13 protein-coding genes, 17 tRNA genes, 3 rRNA genes and 1 riboswitch are annotated in these 21993 nt (G+C 41.4%); of the genes, 2 read left to right on the top strand and 31 right to left on the bottom strand.

Annotated elements, in window-relative coordinates; genetic code table 11:
• Window positions 1–44 precede the first annotated feature (44 nt).
• Window positions 45–1310: an Nramp family divalent metal transporter gene (locus MHB65_RS01400; protein ID WP_342442247.1), complete on the top strand. Its 1266-nt coding sequence runs from the start codon at window positions 45–47 to the stop codon at window positions 1308–1310.
• Window positions 1311–1355: 45 nt separating this feature from the next.
• On the opposite strand, the gene MHB65_RS01395 is transcribed toward MHB65_RS01400, so the two are convergent.
• From MHB65_RS01395 to MHB65_RS01375, 5 genes are all read right to left on the bottom strand, one after another.
• Window positions 1356–2045: an ABC transporter permease gene (locus tag MHB65_RS01395; RefSeq protein WP_205446506.1), complete on the bottom strand. Its 690-nt coding sequence runs from the start codon at window positions 2043–2045 to the stop codon at window positions 1356–1358.
• Complete coding sequence (locus tag MHB65_RS01390) at window positions 2038–2961, bottom strand: ABC transporter ATP-binding protein (RefSeq protein WP_342442246.1); 924 nt, start codon at window positions 2959–2961, stop codon at window positions 2038–2040. Before MHB65_RS01390 ends, MHB65_RS01395 begins: the two co-directional genes overlap by 8 nt.
• A gap of 130 nt (window positions 2962–3091) precedes the next feature.
• A complete protein-coding gene (locus tag MHB65_RS01385) occupies window positions 3092–4027 on the bottom strand; it encodes a sensor histidine kinase (RefSeq protein ID WP_342442245.1) in 936 nt (311 codons plus the stop codon).
• 4 nt (window positions 4028–4031) lie between these two features.
• Window positions 4032–4724, bottom strand: coding sequence for a response regulator transcription factor (locus MHB65_RS01380; RefSeq protein ID WP_342443687.1), 693 nt, complete (start codon window positions 4722–4724; stop codon window positions 4032–4034).
• A gap of 154 nt (window positions 4725–4878) precedes the next feature.
• Complete coding sequence (locus tag MHB65_RS01375) at window positions 4879–6342, bottom strand: amino acid permease (RefSeq protein WP_342442244.1); 1464 nt, start codon at window positions 6340–6342, stop codon at window positions 4879–4881.
• Window positions 6343–6424: 82 nt separating this feature from the next.
• A riboswitch (Lysine riboswitch) is annotated at window positions 6425–6601 on the bottom strand.
• Between the two features lie 178 nt (window positions 6602–6779).
• Between MHB65_RS01375 and MHB65_RS01370 the strand changes: the two genes are divergently transcribed.
• Window positions 6780–7988 carry an MFS transporter gene (locus tag MHB65_RS01370; protein ID WP_342442243.1) on the top strand — a complete coding sequence of 403 codons (1209 nt, stop codon included), beginning with the start codon at window positions 6780–6782 and terminating at the stop codon, window positions 7986–7988.
• Between the two features lie 69 nt (window positions 7989–8057).
• Here MHB65_RS01370 and MHB65_RS01365 read toward each other — a convergent pair whose 3' ends face one another.
• The 26 genes from MHB65_RS01365 to MHB65_RS01240 form a co-directional block, all read right to left on the bottom strand.
• Window positions 8058–8588 (bottom strand): hypothetical protein, encoded by a 531-nt coding sequence (locus MHB65_RS01365; protein WP_342442242.1) that lies wholly within the window; start codon window positions 8586–8588, stop codon window positions 8058–8060.
• Between the two features lie 78 nt (window positions 8589–8666).
• A complete protein-coding gene (locus MHB65_RS01360) occupies window positions 8667–9713 on the bottom strand; it encodes a nitric oxide synthase oxygenase (RefSeq protein ID WP_342442241.1) in 1047 nt (348 codons plus the stop codon).
• 760 nt (window positions 9714–10473) lie between these two features.
• Window positions 10474–10545 (bottom strand) — tRNA-Glu (locus MHB65_RS01355).
• Between the two features lies 1 nt (window position 10546).
• Window positions 10547–10623, bottom strand: a tRNA-Asn gene (locus MHB65_RS01350).
• Between the two features lie 7 nt (window positions 10624–10630).
• A tRNA-Ile gene (locus MHB65_RS01345) sits at window positions 10631–10704 on the bottom strand.
• A gap of 4 nt (window positions 10705–10708) precedes the next feature.
• Window positions 10709–10782, bottom strand: a tRNA-Gly gene (locus tag MHB65_RS01340).
• 5 nt (window positions 10783–10787) lie between these two features.
• Window positions 10788–10863 (bottom strand) — tRNA-Phe (locus tag MHB65_RS01335).
• Window positions 10864–10869: 6 nt separating this feature from the next.
• Window positions 10870–10962: transfer RNA gene (locus tag MHB65_RS01330), tRNA-Ser, on the bottom strand.
• 13 nt (window positions 10963–10975) lie between these two features.
• Window positions 10976–11051, bottom strand: a tRNA-Ala gene (locus MHB65_RS01325).
• A gap of 15 nt (window positions 11052–11066) precedes the next feature.
• A tRNA-Pro gene (locus tag MHB65_RS01320) sits at window positions 11067–11143 on the bottom strand.
• A gap of 15 nt (window positions 11144–11158) precedes the next feature.
• Window positions 11159–11235: transfer RNA gene (locus MHB65_RS01315), tRNA-Arg, on the bottom strand.
• 18 nt (window positions 11236–11253) lie between these two features.
• Window positions 11254–11326 (bottom strand) — tRNA-Lys (locus MHB65_RS01310).
• A 13-nt stretch (window positions 11327–11339) separates the two neighbouring features.
• A tRNA-Gln gene (locus tag MHB65_RS01305) sits at window positions 11340–11414 on the bottom strand.
• 9 nt (window positions 11415–11423) lie between these two features.
• Window positions 11424–11499 (bottom strand) — tRNA-His (locus tag MHB65_RS01300).
• A gap of 43 nt (window positions 11500–11542) precedes the next feature.
• Window positions 11543–11616, bottom strand: a tRNA-Trp gene (locus MHB65_RS01295).
• Between the two features lie 4 nt (window positions 11617–11620).
• Window positions 11621–11704: transfer RNA gene (locus tag MHB65_RS01290), tRNA-Tyr, on the bottom strand.
• A 7-nt stretch (window positions 11705–11711) separates the two neighbouring features.
• A tRNA-Thr gene (locus MHB65_RS01285) sits at window positions 11712–11787 on the bottom strand.
• 8 nt (window positions 11788–11795) lie between these two features.
• Window positions 11796–11871: transfer RNA gene (locus tag MHB65_RS01280), tRNA-Asp, on the bottom strand.
• Between the two features lie 4 nt (window positions 11872–11875).
• A tRNA-Val gene (locus tag MHB65_RS01275) sits at window positions 11876–11951 on the bottom strand.
• 11 nt (window positions 11952–11962) lie between these two features.
• A 5S ribosomal RNA gene (rrf, locus tag MHB65_RS01270) occupies window positions 11963–12078 on the bottom strand.
• Window positions 12079–12143: 65 nt separating this feature from the next.
• Window positions 12144–15071, bottom strand: a 23S ribosomal RNA gene (locus tag MHB65_RS01265).
• Window positions 15072–15252: 181 nt separating this feature from the next.
• A 16S ribosomal RNA gene (locus tag MHB65_RS01260) occupies window positions 15253–16804 on the bottom strand.
• Together the 16S, 23S and 5S rRNA genes with 17 tRNA genes alongside form the textbook arrangement of a ribosomal RNA operon.
• Before the next feature lie 410 nt (window positions 16805–17214).
• Window positions 17215–19068: an SLC13 family permease gene (locus tag MHB65_RS01255; protein WP_205446498.1), complete on the bottom strand. Its 1854-nt coding sequence runs from the start codon at window positions 19066–19068 to the stop codon at window positions 17215–17217.
• A 164-nt stretch (window positions 19069–19232) separates the two neighbouring features.
• Window positions 19233–19847 carry a nicotinate-nucleotide adenylyltransferase gene (nadD, locus tag MHB65_RS01250; protein ID WP_205446497.1) on the bottom strand — a complete coding sequence of 205 codons (615 nt, stop codon included), beginning with the start codon at window positions 19845–19847 and terminating at the stop codon, window positions 19233–19235.
• 25 nt (window positions 19848–19872) lie between these two features.
• Window positions 19873–21342, bottom strand: coding sequence for a nicotinate phosphoribosyltransferase (locus tag MHB65_RS01245; RefSeq protein WP_342442240.1), 1470 nt, complete (start codon window positions 21340–21342; stop codon window positions 19873–19875).
• 19 nt (window positions 21343–21361) lie between these two features.
• On the bottom strand, window positions 21362–21916 hold the full coding sequence (locus tag MHB65_RS01240) for an isochorismatase family cysteine hydrolase (protein WP_205446495.1): 555 nt from the start codon (window positions 21914–21916) through the stop codon (window positions 21362–21364).
• Between the last annotated feature and the right edge of the window lie 77 nt (window positions 21917–21993).

Raw genomic sequence — 21993 nt, 5'->3', positions numbered from 1 at the left:
AAACTTTATTTCGTTAATGATACTTTTTGAAACGAGGGAACAATATGGTTTACAAAAAAGTCACAAAACCGTCTGCAGAGGCGGTTTTAGATGGAGATATAAAAGGTTGGCGACGATTTTTACCATTTTTAGGACCTGCTTTCATTGCAGCAGTCGCCTATATCGACCCTGGTAATTTTGCTACAAACATTACAGCAGGTTCTCAATACGGCTATTTGCTACTTTGGGTTATAGCCTTTTCTAATTTAATGGCCGTGTTAATTCAATCCCTGTCTGCCAAGCTTGGCATTGCGACAGGAAAGAATTTACCTGAAGTAGCACGCGAGCATTTTTCTAAAAAAACATCTATCTTTTTATGGATACAGGCTGAATTGGTCATCATTGCCACTGACCTCGCTGAATTTATCGGGGCAGCATTAGGGCTTTATTTACTTTTCAATATTCCTATGCTTCCCGCAGCATTGATTACAGCGGTGGGTTCATTCGCTATTTTAGAGCTGCAAAGAAGAGGATTTAGAGCCTTTGAGGCAGGTATCTCAGGCATGGTTTTAATTGTTGTATTAGCATTTGCCTTCCAAACATTTTTAGCCCAGCCAGCATGGGGCGATGTAGCGATTGGCATGTTCACGCCACACTTTGAAGGTGTAGATTCGCTATTACTAGCAACAGGTATTTTAGGTGCAACCGTTATGCCTCATGCTATTTACTTACATTCTTCGTTAACACAAAGTCGTATTATTGGTCGTAATGAGGATGAAAAGAAACGTATTTTCCGTTTTGAATTTATCGACATTATCATCGCTATGATTATTGCTGGTGCCATCAATATGAGCATGCTCATTATTGCCGCAGCAGTATTCCACACACAAGGCATGGTAGTAGAAGATTTAGATGTAGCCTATAATGGCTTAAAAGAGGCGCTCGGCCCAATGGCAGCTATTTCCTTTGGCTTAGGTTTACTCATTGCAGGGCTAGCTAGCTCCTCCGTAGGAACTTTAGCAGGCGACGTAGTCATGCAAGGATTTATTCAAAGAAAAATACCACTTTATTTACGAAGAGCGATTACTATGGTGCCTCCGCTAGTCATTATTGCATCAGGGGTGAACGCAACCTATGCTCTCGTTCTAAGTCAGGTTGTGTTATCTTTCGGTATTGCATTTGCCCTGGTCCCACTTGTCATGTTTACAAGCAAACGCGACATCATGGGCAGTTTAGTCAATCATCGTATTACAACTATTTTAGGTTGGTTTGTAGTTGTCATCGTTGTGGCATTGAATATCTATTTACTGTGGGAAACAATATTTGCGTAATAAAAAACCAGGTACTCTTAAAAATTGAGTACCTGTTTTTTTCGATTACACATCAACCTTCTCAACATTCCGTATGGCTAAATAGGCAATACCAAGACCCACGATTGCTAAAGTAATTGGAATAATAATAATATCGTTTAAAGTAAAGTTACCTGAATTAGACGAAGTTACAGATACAATTATAATAGATGAAATAATCGTTGTCGGTATGGAGTATTTTCTCATCCCGAAATACAATGGGATTAAAGCTATACCTGAGGCGGCAATCGCATTCATCAATATAGAAGGTATGTGCTGGATAATTAAAGAACTTGATAGTACATCAGGAATTAATTCATATCGATCGCTAATGACACAAAAAATTGTTGTAATAAGAGCATTGGAGATAATGATCATGGTGAATGTAAATAGCATGACAATGGCAAGCTTTGCGACCATTAATTTCTTTCTACTTATAGGATACATAAAGGCTAATGTGATGGTTTTAAATTTATATTCTCCGATGATTAACTTAGCTATTAACGTAGAAGCAAAAATAATAAAAACTGCTCTTACAAAGGAATCAATGACACTTAAAGCAACCTCATAATTTTCAAGCCCTGGATCTCCCTCTACTTTAGAAATAAATAAAATCATAAACAAAAACCCAAGAATAACAAAATTAGCAATAATGGCTCCTTTAACATAGGACCCTAAATGAAATTTTTTCATTTCCAAACGCATTAAATTAAGCATGAACAACGCCTCCATTGATTAGCTTTAAGAAATAATCCTCTAATGAACTTGTTTTTTTACTAATCTCCTCAATCTCAACGCCATGTTCAATTAATGCTCTAGATAGGGTTTGCTGGGATACTGTTGAGTCATAAATACGTATAGAGTTATCATCCATCAGCTTGAAATTAGTAATCTTCAATTCACTTTCAATAATAAACGCTGCCTTTTTCCCATCACTTACGATCACTTCCGTATAATTGACCTGATCACGATTGATTGTATCCATTGCTACCTCAGTGATGAGCCTACCATTCTTAATAACACCTATCGTATCGACCAATTGTTCTATTTCAGCCAGAATATGACTAGAAATAATAATGGTTATGCCATACTCCTTACAAAGCATCTTGAAAAGCTCTCTTAACTCCTTTATCCCTACTGGGTCCAATCCATTAATGGGTTCATCTAATATAAGTAACTCTGGCTTTGTAATAATAGCTCGTGCAATGCCTAATCTCTGTTTCATCCCCAGAGAAAAATCTTTAACCTGCTTATTTTCTGTATTCGATAACTTTACTAAATTAAGAACATGCGCAATTTCTTTCTTATCATAATAACCCATGTATTCACAATGTAGTTCCAGAGTCTCACTAGCCGTTAATTTTTCATAGAAAATAGGATATTCAATAATTGATCCCATTCTTTTTAGTATTTCATAGGATCGGTCTGTCAATTTCTCCCCTAAAATCTCTACATCCCCACTTGTAGGTTTCGTTAGATTAGTTAGCATCTTCATAACAGTGGTTTTACCCGCACCATTAGGACCTAAAAATCCATAAATCTCTCCCTTCTTAACGTTCATATTGACAGCAGAAACAACTTCTTTTCCATCGTAGACTTTCGTAAGCTGGTTTGTTTTTACAATGTATGTCATGTAATTCTCTCCCTCAATTGTGACTACGTTCATTATAAAAAATGAAACTCTCTATTTTATTACTGCATTCTTACAAATTTCTTAAGTAAAAAAGCCTGCAAAGCATTAAAGCTCTACAAGCATAATGGATTCAATACATCATTCGTTTTAACGAAATGGTAAAAATGGTTTTTTCATAGGGAATACTCGATAACCGAATGGAGCCATTCATTATTTCTACTAGTCGCTTTGTAATCGTTAGTCCCAAACCACTACCTTGGAAGGATTTATTTCGAGAATCCTCTAGTGTATACATCCTTTCAAAAACGCTATCGATATGATATTCATCAATGCCCTTGCCACAATCCCACACATCAATATCAATATTGGCTTCATCATTTCTTACGGTAATTCCAATGACATGGCCATCTGCTCCATATGCAATAGCATTAGACAGTAGATTGTTTAGGGCTCTATCTAATGCTTCTTCATTACCGAGTGCATACATAGGGCGCTCTGGGATATCAATCTTAATATCTAATCCCATTGAGGTAACCAGATCATAAAAAGATAATATATTTTTACGACAGATTTCACTGACATTGATTTTAGTGATTGGATAATCTGTATCTCCAGCCTCTAATTTCGCCAGATCAAAAAATGTATGAATAATTTTTAATACTTCTAAAGTTTTAGCATGAACACCCGTAAGTAATCGTTGGCGTTCCTCCTCACTAATCGAGCTCTGAAGTTGAAGCATCTCAATATAGCCTAATACAACCGTTAAAGGCGTTTTAAGATCATGCGAAATGTTTGCCAACATCTTTTTCATGGAATTTTCCATTTTCTGATGTGTTGCTTGGATTTTTTGATGCTGATCTAGTACGGTATTCATTGTAATAAGTAACTGTTGAATTTCTGAATTTGTAGTTGCTACTAAAATCTGTTCATAAGTCTGTTCATTCACAATTACTTGTAATTTTCTATGCATGTATTGGATAGTGCGATCTTGTTCCTTTTTGACTTTCCATTGAAAAATAATAATCCCCATTAGCAATACCACTATTAGTAATAGAAATATCATCATATTCTTAACCCTCAAACTTATAGCCGATTCCCCATAGGGTTTTAATATATAGAGGATTTGACGGGTCATCTTCTATTTTTTCGCGTAGTCTTCTTATATGTACATTTATAATATTTTCATCGCCGTAGTAAGCATCTTTCCATATCATCTGATAAATTTGCTCTTTGGTAAAAACCCGATGACGATTTGTCACAAACAACTTTAAAATAGAAAATTCCTTTGATGTCAGCTTTACCTCTTGCCCGTTCTTTGCTATTGCGTAATTAACAATATCTATCTTTAAATTATCAATTTCTAGGACATCTTGCTTTTGGTTATCCTGACTAGAGTATTTTGTAGCTCTTCTGATAACAGCCTTTACACGTGCCGAAAATTCTAGCATAGAAAAGGGTTTAGCAATATAATCATCTGCTCCTAATCCTAAGCCCAATGCTTTATCAACATCGCTGTCTTTTGCAGACATAATAATGATAGGAAGTGCTGCCTGCTCTCGAATAATCTTTAATACTTCTAATCCATTTAGTTTAGGAATCATAATATCTAGGATGATTAAATCAAAGGTATTTTCTAAACAACTTCGTAATGCTTCTTCGCCATTGGTCGTTGTTGTGACAGAGAAACCTTCCATTGTTAAGTAATTATCGACCATTTCACGAATGGCTTCATCATCTTCTACGAGTAAAATATGCTTTTGCACTATCATACACCTCTCCCTGCCAACTCTAAATTTCCATATCTATATTACATTACCATATTTATGATGTTTATTTTGAGAGATTTTGTTCATGAGTGTCGAAAAAGAGCTGTCCTATAAACCCATCACTCTTTGGTTTACAGAACAGCTCTATTATTTACTCTTCAACTTTTAAATCACAATCTTTAAGTGGCAGCATTTTGGTTTTGTGCTTTATTTTATAGCCAAACCATAGTGCTAAAAATAGTGGAATCCCGATATACGAAACAAGGATGCCATACCAATCAATTTTATCACCTGTAAAGGCTGTGTAATTTTGTCCAATGACTACGATCATACAAACGGTAAAAGCAAATAATGGTCCAAATGGATATAATTTGGCTTTATAAGGTAATAACTTTGGATCTAAGCCCTGTGCATCAAACGCTCGACGGAAACGATAATGACTAAATGCAATACCCAGCCATGCAATAAAGCCTGACATTCCAGAGGCATTTAATAGCCAGATATAAACCACTCCATCACCAAAGAATGACGCTAAAAATGCTAAACAACCTACAGCTAATGTTGCCATCAGTGCATAAATCGGAATACCTCGACGACTTAGCTTTGCGAAAAATTTAGGTGCATGTCCTTCCACCGCTAATTGCCATAGCATACGAGAAGATGCATACAGGCCTGAATTTCCTGCTGACAGCATAGCCGTTAAAATAATGGCATTCATTAATGAAGCAGCAAAGGCAATACCTAGGCGGTCAAACACTAGTGTAAACGGTGATACTGCGATATCTTCTGATAATAAACGTTCATCTGTGAATGGAATCAGCATCCCAATTGCACCAATCGCTAAAATATAAAACAAAAGAATACGCCAAAATACAGATTTAACAGCCTTCGGAATATTTTTACCAGGATCATCTGTTTCACCAGCTGTAATTCCAAGTAATTCTGTCCCTTGGAATGAAAATCCAGCAGCTAGGAAAATACCAAATGTAGCAAGGAAGCCACCATGGAATGGCCCATCACTAATAAAGAAATTAGTGAAACCTACAGGAGCCTGCCCACCTAAAATACCAAAAATCATTAGTAAGCTAATGATAATAAAAACGATGACCGTTACGACTTTAATCATGGCAAACCAATATTCACTTTCACCATAACTTTTTACGGATAGTAAATTAAACGTCAGTACAACAGCAATAAATAATACTGTCCACAGTGCTGATGAGCTATCTGGGAACCAATATTTCATAATTAATGACACGGCAGCGATTTCTGCAGCAATTGTGATTGCCCAGTTATACCAATAGTTCCAGCCTAATGCAAATCCTAAAGCAGGATCTACAAATTTGGTTGCGTAGGTACTAAATGAACCTGATGATGGCATATACGCAGCCATTTCCCCTAAGCTCGTCATTAAAAAATATACCATAATACCGATTAAGGCATAGGCCAGCAATGCGCCCCCAGGTCCTGCCTGTGCAATAGCACCACCACTGGCTAAAAATAGCCCCGTACCGATTGTACCGCCTAAAGAAATCATTGTAATATGGCGGCTTTTTAATTCTTTTTTCAGCTTCGGTGCTTTATGACCAAGCTGATTTACTTTTATTTCACTCACGATATAGCTTCCTTCCTATTTATGAGGCAAAAAAATGCCATCACATATACACTGTGATGGCTACGTTAATCCTCAGTTTTTCCTAAATGATAGCTCAACACGTTGTGCAAACGTGACAGTTCTGTTCCTTTCGGAGACAGCCCCAGCATGAGGTTTTCAAGTCCCCTCACACTTCGGCAATATTTCCTTTCAGCTAATTTCATCAATGCTTGTCATTTCAATTAGCATACTTATAAATATCGCGACCTCTACCTCAATACAAACATGAGGCATATAATTATTAAATTTATGATGTTTATTATACTAACATAAGACCATAGACATTTCAATATAACGGAAAATGTTCTGTATTTTATGAATCTTCTACTATTTTTAATAGTGTGATAAAGTGTTATAGTAGTTCAATTAGAATGGTTATGATTAGGGGGGATTTTATTTTGACTACAAATGATCATTCCGCTAGTTATCCTAGTAAAAAAATTAGCTGGAAAGGAACAACCTTACTTTTAGTTTTCGGAGTTATCTTTATAGCCTCTACATTACGAATGCCACTAACTGTTGTTGGCCCAATTATATCCTTTATCCGTGAAGATCTTGGGATATCTAATGTATTGGCAGGCTTTCTAACAACGATTCCATTGCTTGCTTTTGCTATTATATCTCCATTTGCACCAGTTGTAGCACGCAAACTAGGGCTTGAGCTAACATTATTTTTATCAACTTTTCTATTGGCCTTTGGGATTGTCCTACGTTCACTCGGTACAACAGAGTTACTTCTATTAGGTACTGTGCTAATTGGCGTAGCCATTTCTTTTGGAAATGTACTTATTCCAGGATTATTAAAATTAAAATTTCCATACCATGTCGGTTTATTGATGGCCTTTTTCACCATGTCCATGAATTTAACTGCTGGTCTTGGTGCTGGTATTAGCTATCCTATAGCCAATTCATCGTTAGGCTGGCAAGGTGCGCTGTCCATTGCACTCGTACTCGTTCTCATTACAATCTTAATTTGGATACCTCAATTAAAATCAAATAAACCCGAACCAGTTACTACATCTAAAAAGACAGGTACACCTTTATGGAAATCACCTGTTACTTGGGCTGTCACAGGCGCAATGGGGTTACAGTCTTTATTATTCTACACGACTGCAGCTTGGATTCCCGAGATCTATATTGCCCAAGGGCTAGCTCCTGACAAGGCCGGTTGGATGTTTTCCATCATGCAATTCTCACAAGTACCAATGGCTTTAGCTGTGCCTATAATTGCAGGTAAAATGACTTCACAACGCCCCCTTGTATTGATGTTTACATCTTTCTATTTAGTAGGGTTTGTTGGTGTTGTCATGGAATGGACTAGTCTTGGTGTACTGTGGATGGTCCTTCTAGGGTTAGCAGGAGGTTCTTCATTCGCCCTAGCAATGATGTTCTTCACTCTCCGCACTCGTACTGCATTTGAGGCAGCTGATTTATCAGGCTTTGCACAATCTTTGGGTTATTTATTTGCCGCAATTGGTCCTATTCTTTTTGGCTACTTGCATGATTTCTTTGGTGGCTGGAATATTGCGGGATGGCTCTTTGTCGTTGTGGCAATATTACTCTTCTTTTGCTCAATGAGAGCCTCCAAGGATGAATATGTGCATTAATAAATAAAGCAGATGGTTCAGGTTCCCCATCTGCTTTATTTCTATATGGTGTATACGTTTACGCATTGTTTAATGGTCAGATTGCTGTAGTAATGTTAGCAATTCTGCAAGACATTCTTTTGCTTCATTACTATGAACTGTCATAGCAGAAAAAATAGGAATAGCCTCTTGTAGGAGTAAATAACTAAAATAATAATAGCCTACAAAAGCTTGCTGCCCATAGCCCTTTGGCGTTTCTTCCTCCCACTCCTGCTCATCATTGTCCTCATTTTCTGACCATAAATAGTTAGTATCTAATAGCTCCTGCATGGTTTCAACAGTATTGACTGAGTCTAGATAATCCTTTGTAATAGCATGTGCCACAGCCAAATATAACTGTAATTCTTGTAAGGAGATATCCTCCGTATTTTTACTAGCTAGCTTTTTTAAAAGAAGAAGCAAAACCCAGGGTGTCACCTGCCATAGTGTACCTTGATGTTCAATTAACGCAGCTAGCTGTGGATATTGCTCCTGTTCAATCAGCTGAGGGATGGTTGTTCCTCTACCATAAGGTGTCGTCAATTGTCTCCATGGGATATTCGGGATTTGCTGGTCTAACATAGTAAACGCCCTCTCCTCAACATGTAATTTGGAAATTAATTTTCAAAATTATTAGGAAGGTAAACATCTCCTTTACTGCTAATAGCACGGCTTTTGATAAAAATAATTTGGTGTATGATATATATTTACATAGGGTTTATGGAATATATGAGTCGTTGCAGGCGAAAGTGGCGGGATTAACCATGTCCAGTTGCCTGTAACTTCTCTTTCTGCTGATTTTTCTGCTTCCTCAAACAATTTAAATTGCTGAGCCGCTGTATGATGATCAACAATGCTCACACCATCTTCTTTAAATGAGTGAAGAACAGCAATATTAAGTTCCACTAATGCACGATCACGCCAAAGAGACGCTTGTTTGGTTGTATCAAGATTAAAAATTTCTGCAATAGCAGGTAGCATGTTATAGCGCTCATGATCTGCTAAATTGCGTGCACCGATTTCTGTTCCCATATACCAGCCATTAAATGGAGCAGCTTGAAAATCAATACCTGCCATTTGAAAACGCATACTCGAAATTATGGGTACGGCATACCATTTCATCCCTAACTTCTCCACATCCACTAACTCTGGATGGCGGATTGAGACCTCTACTATATATTCTTCAGGGATTACATACATTTTGGGAGCGCGATCATCCACCTGTATAATGAGTGGTAGCACATCAAAAGCCGTTCCTTTACCTTTCCATCCCAGAGATTTACATACTTTTGTAAACTCAATGGATTGCGAATCTCCAATAACGCCTGCTTCTGTTTCATAGCCTGCATAACGGATAAGTTGATGATTCCAAATCCTTACTCTATCTGAAGCAAACACTGTTATAGTTGGACGGATCTTCCCACAATTTGTTGCATAATCAATATGTTCTAGTAATTTTTGAAAAATATCCTGTTCATCTAAAACATCACGTGCATCTACCACATGCAGTGACTGCCAAAATAGACGTCCGATACATTTATTGCTATTACGCCATGCCACTCGTGCACCAAAAACTAGCTCCTCAGTTGTTGGGTAATATTCACCTGCATTTTCAACTTCCTGTAATCTATTCTTTAACCAAAGTTCTGATTTATTTTGTTCTGTCTGGTATAAACTTAAAAATTGCTGTATCTCCTGTATATTCATATCGATTCCTCCACTTATCCTCATATTAGAGGAACAAAACAACAAGCACCATGAAAATAGTACTTGAAAAAACATACATATTTTATATATGAAATAGTTTGTTCAAATTTAATCTGTAGATTCTCTTTCGTAAAGAGAATCTACATAGTGTTGAAAAACAAAACTAACAATAGAATTTTTGTGAAAGGTGAAAACGGATTTCCGTTGCAGGCTACTTGCTTTCCTGTGGGCGAGCGCCGAGCCGCTTCCTCTGCTACCGCTCCGTGCAGGGGCTCGCCTGTCTCGCTATCCCACGGGAGTCAAGTAGCCCTCCACTCCAACCTACAAAATGTTAACTTTTTTAGCAAAGGTTTTCAAATAAAGTGAAGGTCTTCACTACCCTTTATGAAGGGGTGTTGTCACTACACAATGAAAATAAGAGCCTATCTAATTATACAAATCATGGGCTATTTTGATCGCTACGGTTAGTATGTAAGATAAGGAAAAGACACTTTTGCACATGGTTGATTGGAGTGGAGCCAGCGTCACTCCTAAGGGATTTAGCGTCACAAAGGAGACCCTGGAGCGAACGCTAGTGAGTGAAGCGGCTCATCGGACGCCCCCTGGAAAGGACGCTGGCGGAACGGAAATCAACCCCTCACCTTGCTAAAAGGTCTTTTTCTACTAATGACATGATCTTTTTTCAACAACATGAAAAAGGAGAATGTACTTAAAGAAAATAGAAAAAAGCATGTAACACACATCTGTGCTACATGCTTGATGACCCGTACGGGATTCGAACCCGTGTTACCGCCGTGAAAGGGCGGTGTCTTAACCACTTGACCAACGGGCCGTGGCTCCGAAGGCAGGACTCGAACCTGCGACAACCTGATTAACAGTCAGGTGCTACTACCAACTGAGCTACTTCGGAATAATGATGGGCCTAAATGGACTCGAACCATCGACCTCACGCTTATCAGGCGTGCGCTCTAACCAGCTGAGCTATAGGCCCATTTTGGAGCGGGTGATGAGAATCGAACTCACGACATCAGCTTGGAAGGCTGAGGTTTTACCATTAAACTACACCCGCAATAATGGTGGGTCAGGACGGAATCGAACCGCCGACACTTAGAGCTTCAATCTAATGCTCTACCAACTGAGCTACTGACCCGGAAAATGGAGGAGGTAGAGGGATTCGAACCCCCGCGCGGTGTTACCCGCCTGTCGGTTTTCAAGACCGATCCCTTCAGCCAGACTTGGGTATACCTCCAAAAATATTAAAATGGTGGAGCCTAGCGGGATCGAACCGCTGACCTCCTGCGTGCAAGGCAGGCGCTCTCCCAGCTGAGCTAAGGCCCCATTTATCATGAAAGATGGTCGGAATGACAGGATTCGAACCTACGACCCCTTGGTCCCAAACCAAGTGCTCTACCAAGCTGAGCTACATTCCGTAAACGTGAATTTATTGGCGCGCCCGACAGGAGTCGAACCCATAACCTTCTGATCCGTAGTCAGACGCTCTATCCAATTGAGCTACGGGCGCATATTAATTAAAAAATGATGAGCCATGAAGGACTCGAACCTTCGACCCTCTGATTAAAAGTCAGATGCTCTACCAACTGAGCTAATGGCTCGTAAAATAAAAAATGGCTGGGGTACTAGGATTCGAACCTAGGCATGACGGAATCAAAATCCGTTGCCTTACCGCTTGGCTATACCCCAATTTTGAAATGGGGCGACTGATGGGAATCGAACCCACGAATGTCGGAACCACAATCCGATGCGTTAACCACTTCGCCACAATCGCCACTATAAAATAATAGCTATATATGAACGAGTACCTCAATACCTGGCAGGGGCAGTAGGAATCGAACCCACACCAAAGGTTTTGGAGACCTCTATTCTACCGTTGAACTATGCCCCTAAAATGGTGGAGGGGGACGGATTCGAACCGCCGAACCCTAAGGAGCGGATTTACAGTCCGCCGCGTTTAGCCACTTCGCTACCCCTCCAAGGGAATGGTGCCGGCGATAGGAGTCGAACCCACGACCTACTGATTACAAGTCAGTTGCTCTACCAACTGAGCTACACCGGCAATAATAATGGCGGTCCCGACCGGGATCGAACCGGCGATCTCCTGCGTGACAGGCAGGCATGTTAACCGCTACACCACGGGACCATAATGGTGGAGGATGACGGGCTCGAACCGCCGACCCTCTGCTTGTAAGGCAGATGCTCTCCCAGCTGAGCTAATCCTCCACAAAAAATAAGCGAAGCGATGTCCTACTCTCACAGGGGGAAACCCCCAACTACCATCGGCGCTAAAGAGCTTAACTTCCGTGTTCGGTATGGGAACGGGTGTGACCTCTTTGCCATCATCACTTCACTTATTCAGTTGAAAGACTTATTCTTTCAAAACTGGATAAACGTGCATTGAATGTGTCAAACGTTTTGGTTAAGTCCTCGATCGATTAGTATTCGTCAGCTCCATGTGTCACCACACTTCCACCTCGAACCTATCTACCTCATCGTCTTTGAGGGATCTTACTTACTTGCGTAATGGGAAATCTCATCTTGAGGGGGGCTTCATGCTTAGATGCTTTCAGCACTTATCCCGTCCACACATAGCTACCCAGCGATGCCTTTGGCAAGACAACTGGTACACCAGCGGTGTGTCCATCCCGGTCCTCTCGTACTAAGGACAGCTCCTCTCAAATTTCCTACGCCCACGACGGATAGGGACCGAACTGTCTCACGACGTTCTGAACCCAGCTCGCGTACCGCTTTAATGGGCGAACAGCCCAACCCTTGGGACCGACTACAGCCCCAGGATGCGATGAGCCGACATCGAGGTGCCAAACCTCCCCGTCGATGTGGACTCTTGGGGGAGATAAGCCTGTTATCCCCGGGGTAGCTTTTATCCGTTGAGCGATGGCCCTTCCATGCGGAACCACCGGATCACTAAGCCCGTCTTTCGACCCTGCTCGACTTGTAGGTCTCGCAGTCAAGCTCCCTTGTGCCTTTACACTCTACGAATGATTTCCAACCATTCTGAGGGAACCTTTGGGCGCCTCCGTTACCTTTTAGGAGGCGACCGCCCCAGTCAAACTGTCCGCCTGACACTGTCTCCTGCCCCGCTAAGGGGCATGGGTTAGAATTTCAATACAACCAGGGTAGTATCCCACCGACGCCTCCTTCGAAGCTGGCGCTCCGAGATCTCTGGCTCCTACCTATCCTGTACAAGTTGTACCAAAATTCAATATCAGGCTACAGTAAAGCTCCACGGGGTCTTTCCGTCCTGTCGCGGGTAACCTGCATCTTCACAGGTACTATAATTTCACCGAGTCTCTCGTTGAGACAGTGCCCAGATCGTTACGCCTTTCGTGCGGGTCGGAACTTACCCGACAAGGAATTTCGCTACCTTAGGACCGTTATAGTTACGGCCGCCGTTTACTGGGGCTTCAATTCGCAGCTTCGCTTGCGCTAACCACTCCTCTTAACCTTCCAGCACCGGGCAGGCGTCAGCCCCTATACGTCACCTTACGGTTTTGCAGAGACCTGTGTTTTTGCTAAACAGTCGCCTGGGCCTATTCACTGCGGCTCTCATGCGCTTGCACGCTCAAGAGCACCCCTTCTCCCGAAGTTACGGGGTCATTTTGCCGAGTTCCTTAACGAGAGTTCTCTCGCACACCTTAGGATTCTCTCCTCGACTACCTGTGTCGGTTTGCGGTACGGGCACCTCTCACCTCGATAGAGGCTTTTCTTGGCAGTGTGAAATCAGGAACTTCGTCCATACGGACTCGCCATCACAGCTCAACGTTACAGTGTGCGGATTTGCCTACACACACGCCTTACTGCTTGGACGCGCATATCCAACAGCGCGCTTACCCTATCCTACTGCGTCCCCCCATTTCTCAAACGGTGAGGAGGTGGTACAGGAATATCAACCTGTTGTCCATCGCCTACGCCTATCGGCCTCGGCTTAGGTCCCGACTAACCCTGAGCGGACGAGCCTTCCTCAGGAAACCTTAGTCATACGGTGGACGGGATTCTCACCCGTCTTTCGCTACTCATACCGGCATTCTCACTTCTAAGCGCTCCACCAGTCCTTCCGGTCTGACTTCAACGCACTTAGAACGCTCTCCTACCACTGACATCGTAGATGTCAATCCACAGCTTCGGTGAATCGTTTAGCCCCGATACATTTTCGGCGCAGCGTCACTCGACCAGTGAGCTATTACGCACTCTTTAAATGATGGCTGCTTCTAAGCCAACATCCTGGTTGTCTGTGCAACGCCACATCCTTTTCCACTTAACGATTACTTTGGGACCTTAGCTGGTGGTCTGGGCTGTTTCCCTTTTGACTACGGATCTTATCACTCGCAGTCTGACTCCCGTGTATAAATATCTGGCATTCGGAGTTTGTCTGAATTCGGTAAACCGGGATGGCCCCCTAGTCCAAACAGTGCTCTACCTCCAGTATTCTCATCACGAGGCTAGCCCTAAAGCTATTTCGGAGAGAACCAGCTATCTCCAAGTTCGATTGGAATTTCTCCGCTACCCACACCTCATCCCCGCACTTTTCAACGTGCGTGGGTTCGGGCCTCCAGTAAGTGTTACCTCACCTTCACCCTGGACATGGGTAGATCACCTGGTTTCGGGTCTACGACCACGTACTATTTCGCCCTATTCAGACTCGCTTTCGCTGCGGCTCCGCCTTCTAAAGCTTAACCTCGCACGTAATCGTAACTCGCCGGTTCATTCTACAAAAGGCACGCTATCACCCATTAACGGGCTCTAACTACTTGTAGGCACACGGTTTCAGGATCTCTTTCACTCCCCTTCCGGGGTGCTTTTCACCTTTCCCTCACGGTACTGGTTCACTATCGGTCACTAGGTAGTATTTAGCCTTGGGAGATGGTCCTCCCGGATTCCGACGGAATTTCACGTGTTCCGCCGTACTCAGGATCCACTCAGGAGGGAACGAACTTTCGACTACAGGGCTTTTACCTGCTCTGGCGGACCTTTCCAAGTCGCTTCATCTAACTCGCTCTTTTGTAACTCCGTATTGAGTGTCCTACAACCCCAAGAGGCAAGCCTCTTGGTTTGGGCTCTTCCCGTTTCGCTCGCCGCTACTCAGGGAATCGATTTTTCTTTCTCTTCCTCCAGGTACTTAGATGTTTCAGTTCCCTGGGTCTGCCTTCAAGACGCTATGTATTCACGTCAAGATACTACGCGATTAAACGTAGTGGGTTCCCCCATTCGGAAATCTCCGGATCAAAGCTCACTTACAGCTCCCCGAAGCATATCGGTGTTAGTGCCGTCCTTCTTCGGCTCCTAGTGCCAAGGCATTCGCCGTGCGCCCTTAATAACTTAACCAAGTTATTAAGCCTATAAAAAACTTAAAAAATAAATGTGTTTGTTACAATTTCAATGTCGTTTTATCCAGTTTTCAAAGAACAAGTTTTGAAGTGTTTCATTCAGAAAGAATGAACCTTCAAAACTGAACGCAAAACGTAATCTTACAAACCCAAGGTTTGTATTCCGAAATAATCCTTAGAAAGGAGGTGATCCAGCCGCACCTTCCGATACGGCTACCTTGTTACGACTTCACCCCAATCATCTATCCCACCTTCGGCGGCTGGCTCCAAAAGGTTACCTCACCGACTTCGGGTGTTACAAACTCTCGTGGTGTGACGGGCGGTGTGTACAAGGCCCGGGAACGTATTCACCGCGGCATGCTGATCCGCGATTACTAGCGATTCCGGCTTCATGTAGGCGAGTTGCAGCCTACAATCCGAACTGAGAACGACTTTATCGGATTAGCTCCCTCTCGCGAGTTGGCAACCGTTTGTATCGTCCATTGTAGCACGTGTGTAGCCCAGGTCATAAGGGGCATGATGATTTGACGTCATCCCCACCTTCCTCCGGTTTGTCACCGGCAGTCACCTTAGAGTGCCCAACTAAATGATGGCAACTAAGATCAAGGGTTGCGCTCGTTGCGGGACTTAACCCAACATCTCACGACACGAGCTGACGACAACCATGCACCACCTGTCACCGTTGCCCCCGAAGGGGAAACTATATCTCTACAGTGGTCAACGGGATGTCAAGACCTGGTAAGGTTCTTCGCGTTGCTTCGAATTAAACCACATGCTCCACCGCTTGTGCGGGCCCCCGTCAATTCCTTTGAGTTTCAGTCTTGCGACCGTACTCCCCAGGCGGAGTGCTTAATGCGTTAGCTGCAGCACTAAGGGGCGGAAACCCCCTAACACTTAGCACTCATCGTTTACGGCGTGGACTACCAGGGTATCTAATCCTGTTTGCTCCCCACGCTTTCGCGCCTCAGTGTCAGTTACAGACCAGATAGTCGCCTTCGCCACTGGTGTTCCTCCAAATCTCTACGCATTTCACCGCTACACTTGGAATTCCACTATCCTCTTCTGCACTCAAGTCTCCCAGTTTCCAATGACCCTCCACGGTTGAGCCGTGGGCTTTCACATCAGACTTAAGAAACCACCTGCGCGCGCTTTACGCCCAATAATTCCGGACAACGCTTGCCACCTACGTATTACCGCGGCTGCTGGCACGTAGTTAGCCGTGGCTTTCTAATAAGGTACCGTCAAGGTACAGCCAGTTACTACTGTACTTGTTCTTCCCTTACAACAGAGTTTTACGAACCGAAATCCTTCTTCACTCACGCGGCGTTGCTCCATCAGGCTTTCGCCCATTGTGGAAGATTCCCTACTGCTGCCTCCCGTAGGAGTCTGGGCCGTGTCTCAGTCCCAGTGTGGCCGATCACCCTCTCAGGTCGGCTACGCATCGTCGCCTTGGTGAGCCGTTACCTCACCAACTAGCTAATGCGCCGCGGGCCCATCCTATAGCGACAGCCGAAACCGTCTTTCAGTGTTTCACCATGAGGTGAAACAAATTATTCGGTATTAGCCCCGGTTTCCCGGAGTTATCCCAAACTATAGGGTAGGTTGCCCACGTGTTACTCACCCGTCCGCCGCTAACGTCGAAGGAGCAAGCTCCTTCTCTGTTCGCTCGACTTGCATGTATTAGGCACGCCGCCAGCGTTCGTCCTGAGCCAGGATCAAACTCTCCATAAAAGAAATTTGATTAGCTCAAATTGTTTTGCTGGCATCAATTTTGATGTCCAAAATTTTTGTTTCGTTCACTCGCCGAAGCTAGCTACTTAAAACTTTATTGATTACGTTTTGCTTGTTCAGTTTTCAAGGTTCATGTTTTGCTTTGTTTTAGCGTGTCACCCTGGCGACTTGTATAATACTACACCCTTATTTTAAAAAGGTCAACACTTTTCAAGAAAAAAATTTAACTTTTTTATTATCAAAGAAAAACTTCCTATATTAACAACTGCAAAAAGGATGATTAAAAAAATCTACTCCATAAGCTAGTTCAATGTTATACCGCTAACTAAAAAATAATTTTATCATAATTTCCTACAAAAAAATAATAGATCTTTTTATAAAACAAAAAACTCGGTAGAGAAACCGAGTTTTTAAAATGGGAAAAAGAATGGGATGGCGATCATCATGACAATAAACATAACAATTTGTAATGGTACCCCTATTCTTACAAAATCCATAAATTTGTAGCCCCCTGCCGTCATTACCAATGCATTAGTAGGGGAAGCAATTGGCGTAGCAAACGCCATACTTGCTGCGACTGCTACTGCAATCATAAATGTTGTGGGACTAACCTCCATTGCAATGGCAGCACTCATGGCAATCGGTGCAAACAATACAGCAGTTGCCGTATTACTAATAAATTGACCGAAAATGGCTGTCAAAATATAAACGCCTATAAGCACGCCATATGGTCCGAAATCACCTAAGGCATTAATAATACCATCGGATAAAATGGTCATGCCTCCTGTTTTTTCTAACGCTGTCGCCATTGGCAACATGGCAGCCACTAGCACAATACTTTCAAAATTCATATTACTATAGGCATCTTCCATGTTTCTCAAGCAGCCTGTTAAAATCATAAGTACGGCACCAATCATTACAGAAATTACAGCAGGGAAAATTTCAAATGCCATCAAAATAATCATGAACAACATAATAATCCCTGCAATTCCAGCTTTGCCTGTAGCTGCTGCTACACTTGCATGTTCTTTCGGCTGCCCGACAACCACGACATCCTGAGTTTCTCTTGCTAATAAAAGAATTTCATCCCATGCTCCCTGAACTAATATTGCATCTCCAAATTTTAATTTGTGAGACACCATATCCTGAAGCTTATATCCACCCTTGCGATTAATGCCAATGATATTTAAATTATATTTTTCTCGGAATCCGAGAGAGCTAACCGTTTCATTGATAAAGCTCGAATTGGGTGTGAGCAATACCTCCGCAATGCCAAGATGCTTCGATACCAGTTCATCGGCTTCCCCTTCTACTAATCCTTGCATCTCAAGATGATAATCCTCAACAAAACGACGAATATCCTCTACCTCTCCTTGAACGTATAGCTCGTCCTTAGCATGAATGACACTAGTTGGGCCTGCCATTTCTTGATAAGTCATCGGTAGTAAATTAATACCCTCCTGTGATTTACGATGAATTTTCATCATACAGAGCATATACTTAGCTGGCAGTTTTAATTCTGCTAAAGAGGTTTCAATAATAGGTGACTCATCAGGAACAGAGATTTTAAATAGACGATTATTTAAGTCATATTGCTTAATAATTTTCTTTGGTGAAAGTTTATACCCTTCATTAGTTTGTGTACGGTTTTGATCCTTTGGTAATAGAACATTCCTTACAAGCACTAAATAGGTAATGCCTGCAATCATCCCCACAATACCGATAGGGGTCACTTCAAAAAAACCAAGCTTGTTATAGCCTCGATCAACCAATAACTGACTGACAATTAAATTAGTTGGTGATGCAATCAGTGTCATTAGACCTGAAAGACTTGCTACATAGGAGAGTGGTAGTAGAAATTTTGAAGGACTAACTTTCATACTAATCGCTATACTTACAACGATCGGCATCATTAATGCTACAGTACCTGTATTACTCATAAAAGCACCAACAGATCCTACAATAATAAGTAGTAGCACAAATAGCTTCAGCTCACTATTGCCCGACCATTTAAGCAAAAGTTGCCCTGCCATTCCTGCCAGGCCAGTACGTAAAATTCCTGCACCTACGACAAATAGCCCTGCAATCATTAAAACTACAGAGTTTGAAAAGCCAGCTAATGCCTCTGTTGGCGTTAGAATATCCATAATGACAAAAGCTAAAAGTGACACAATGGCTACAAGATCTGCTCGTATTTTATTGGTCACAAATGTGAAAATTGTTGCTCCTAAAATAAGAAATGTTAATGTAAGCTGCACACTCATGAATTCCTTTCTAACATTAATCATTAATAATTATTAACGACGAAAAAATTATATTCCATTGCTATGTTTATTATAGCTTACCCTGAGCCACATATGATAAAATTCACCATCTTTTCAAAATTAAAAAAGTGTGGCACGTAACCACACTTTTAAACTTTCTTTCATTATTTTAGATAAAGGTGATGCTCTTTAATATAGTTGTAACAAGCAGTAGGCAAGAGGTATCTCGGTTCTCCCCCCATAGCAAATTCTTCACGAATATAGGTAGAGCTAATTTCCATCGCTAGCCCTTTATCTATAAGATGGAATCTTCCATCATCATTATTTCTTAAAATAGGGGAACGACTAATGGTAGATAGCATATCGATGCCATGTCTTGCCATTACAATAAATTTATTTTCCGCTACTAATGCGTCGCCCTTTCTCCATAACCCTGCACCAATATCCACTAGTAAATCAGCACCCATTATAAAATGTACCTCATCCTCTGGGTTCTTTTCTCTAAAGTATTTCATGGTGTCATATGTGTAGATATTCCAGCCTTCTTGATCCATCTCATAGGAATCTGCTATAAAACGATCGTCTTTAGCAATGGCTAACTGAAGCATATTCCAACGATGTGTATCGGCTGTTTTGATGGTTTTATCTTTGCGTTTATTTGAACAAGGCAAAAAAATAACTTTATCTAACTTACAACGGTGCGCGACAGTGCTTGCTGTCCAAAGATGAACATTGGTAATAGGATCAAATGATGAACCATAAATGCCTATTCTCGCCATCGTCTCTACCTCCTACCAGCTACTTTTAAAATTTCGAATTGATTCCTTGTGAAACCTTTTCTTTTATTGATTGTATGCTTGCCATTTTATTGTCCCAACATGCTTGACTTAAATCGACAGGATATTCTTCAGGATTCATTGTTCGTTTGTATTCACACCACAGTAAATGTAAATTTTCCTTTACATATTTTTGTGTTTCTTGAATAGTTGGCTCCTCATAAACAAGATTTCCGTTTTCTACGATGCTTTCATGTAACTCTTTTGCCGTAAAATTCGTAACAAATTTACTAATATACGTATGAATAGGGTGGAACATTTTCAATCTTCCTTCTTGCTGTATGTTTTCACTATCTAATGCAATATAATCTCCTTCAGCATGACCATTCTCTGTATTAATAATACGGTAAACACGTTTACGCCCTGGGGTAGTTACTTTCTCAGGATTTGCTGAAATTTTAATGGTATCTACCATTTCTCCACTTTCGTTTTCTATCGAAACTAATTTGTATACTCCACCAAGAGCTGCTTGGTCATAGGCTGTAATCAGCTTAGTTCCGATTCCCCAAGCATCAATTTGCGCCCCTTGCGACTTTAAATGCATGATTGTATACTCGTCTAAATCATTCGAAGCCATAATTTTAGCTGCTGTAAATCCTGCAGCATCTAGCATTTTTCTTGCCTGTTTTGAAAGATAGGCTAAATCGCCACTGTCTAAACGGATACCAATAAAATTAATTTGATTTCCTAGCTCCTTCGCTACACGGATAGCATTAGGAACGCCAGAACGTAGTGTGTCATAAGTATCTACTAAGAAAACACAGTCTTTATGTGCTGCTGCGTATTTTTTAAACGCAGTATACTCATCTCGATAGGTTTGAATCATCGCATGGGCATGTGTTCCTGACACAGGAATGCCGAATAATTTCCCTGCTCTTACATTGCTTGTTGAGGAGAGTCCGCCTATATAAGCAGCACGAGTTCCCCAAATAGCAGCATCAAATTCGTGTGCGCGTCTGGTACCAAATTCCATTACAATATCCTCACCTGTCACTTGTTTGATACGTGAAGCCTTTGTCGCGATCAGCGTTTGGTAGTTCACGATATTTAACAAGGGCGTTTCAATTAATTGGGCTTCTGCTAATGGGGCTTCTATTCGTAGGATAGGCTCGTTGGCAAAAACAAGTTCTCCTTCTCTCATCCCCTTAATGCTCCCTGTAAACTTAAGCTCTTGAAGGTATTGAAGAAAATCCTCTGGATACTGCCCCTCTTCTCGCAAATATTGAATATCACTTTGAGAGAACCCAAAGTTATTTATAAAATCAATAACCTTTTTTAAGCCAGCAAATACCGCATAACCATTGCCAAATGGAAGTTTTCTAAAATATAGCTCAAAAACAGCTTGACGTTGATGAACATCATCTTGCCAATAAGTTTGCACCATATTAATTTGATATAAATCTGTGTGTAACATGAAGCTATCATCCGCATATTTCATATTTTCCCCTCCATTCATGTCAAATAACAGTAGCACCTAGTGTATGCTCGAAATGATTCAATGCCCACTCATGTCCTGTTTGATTAAAGGAGGCGACAGCATTTTTATGAATGACGATATCGAACCCTTTATTATAAGCATCTACTGCTGTATGAAGAACACAGATATCTGTACAAACACCGATTAAGTGAAGCTCAGTAATTCCTCTTTCACGTAATTTCAATTCTAAATCTGTTCCTGCAAAAGCAGAATAACGCGTTTTATCAATGTAATAGACGTGATCTTGCTCTTTATTTGCTTCATATAATGGTTTTAATGCACCATACAAATCTCTCCCCTTTGTATTTCGAATATTATGTGGTGGGAATAGCTTGGTTTCTGGGTGGTATACATCCCCTTGTTCATGAACATCGATTGCAAATACTGTAAAATCACCACTCTTGATAAATTCCTTTGTTAAATCAACATTTGCATGTTCGAGCAGCTGCCCAGGCTCTCCACAAGTAAGAGCTCCATCTGTCGCAACAAAATCCACTGTATAATCAATATTAATTAATGCGCGTTTTTTCATCATCGTATTATCACTCCAATTTATTAATTAGTAATACTAAAATTACAAATTACTTTATTTAAAGCAATCAGGAAAGATGT

Source organism: Lysinibacillus sp. FSL K6-0075, assembly GCF_038592945.1.
In the GTDB taxonomy this organism is placed as follows: domain Bacteria; phylum Bacillota; class Bacilli; order Bacillales_A; family Planococcaceae; genus Lysinibacillus; species Lysinibacillus fusiformis_F.
Note: the sequence above shows the minus strand (reverse complement) of the source record. Positions and strands in the feature narration are given on the sequence as shown.

Bases quoted from the DNA above. Each gene is read 5' to 3' on its own strand.
- nadD (WP_205446497.1), bottom strand. From the start codon at position 19,847: ATGGCGAGAATAGGCATTTATGGTTCATCATTTGATCCTATTACCAAT.
- MHB65_RS01385 (WP_342442245.1), bottom strand. From the start codon at position 4,027: ATGATGATATTTCTATTACTAATAGTGGTATTGCTAATGGGGATTATT.
- MHB65_RS01240 (WP_205446495.1), bottom strand. From the start codon at position 21,916: ATGATGAAAAAACGCGCATTAATTAATATTGATTATACAGTGGATTTT.
- MHB65_RS01395 (WP_205446506.1), bottom strand. From the start codon at position 2,045: ATGCTTAATTTAATGCGTTTGGAAATGAAAAAATTTCATTTAGGGTCC.
- MHB65_RS01390 (WP_342442246.1), bottom strand. From the start codon at position 2,961: ATGACATACATTGTAAAAACAAACCAGCTTACGAAAGTCTACGATGGA.
- MHB65_RS01400 (WP_342442247.1), top strand. From the start codon at position 45: ATGGTTTACAAAAAAGTCACAAAACCGTCTGCAGAGGCGGTTTTAGAT.
- MHB65_RS01360 (WP_342442241.1), bottom strand. From the start codon at position 9,713: ATGAATATACAGGAGATACAGCAATTTTTAAGTTTATACCAGACAGAA.
- MHB65_RS01245 (WP_342442240.1), bottom strand. From the start codon at position 21,342: ATGAAATATGCGGATGATAGCTTCATGTTACACACAGATTTATATCAA.
- MHB65_RS01255 (WP_205446498.1), bottom strand. From the start codon at position 19,068: ATGAGTGTGCAGCTTACATTAACATTTCTTATTTTAGGAGCAACAATT.
- MHB65_RS01365 (WP_342442242.1), bottom strand. From the start codon at position 8,588: ATGTTAGACCAGCAAATCCCGAATATCCCATGGAGACAATTGACGACA.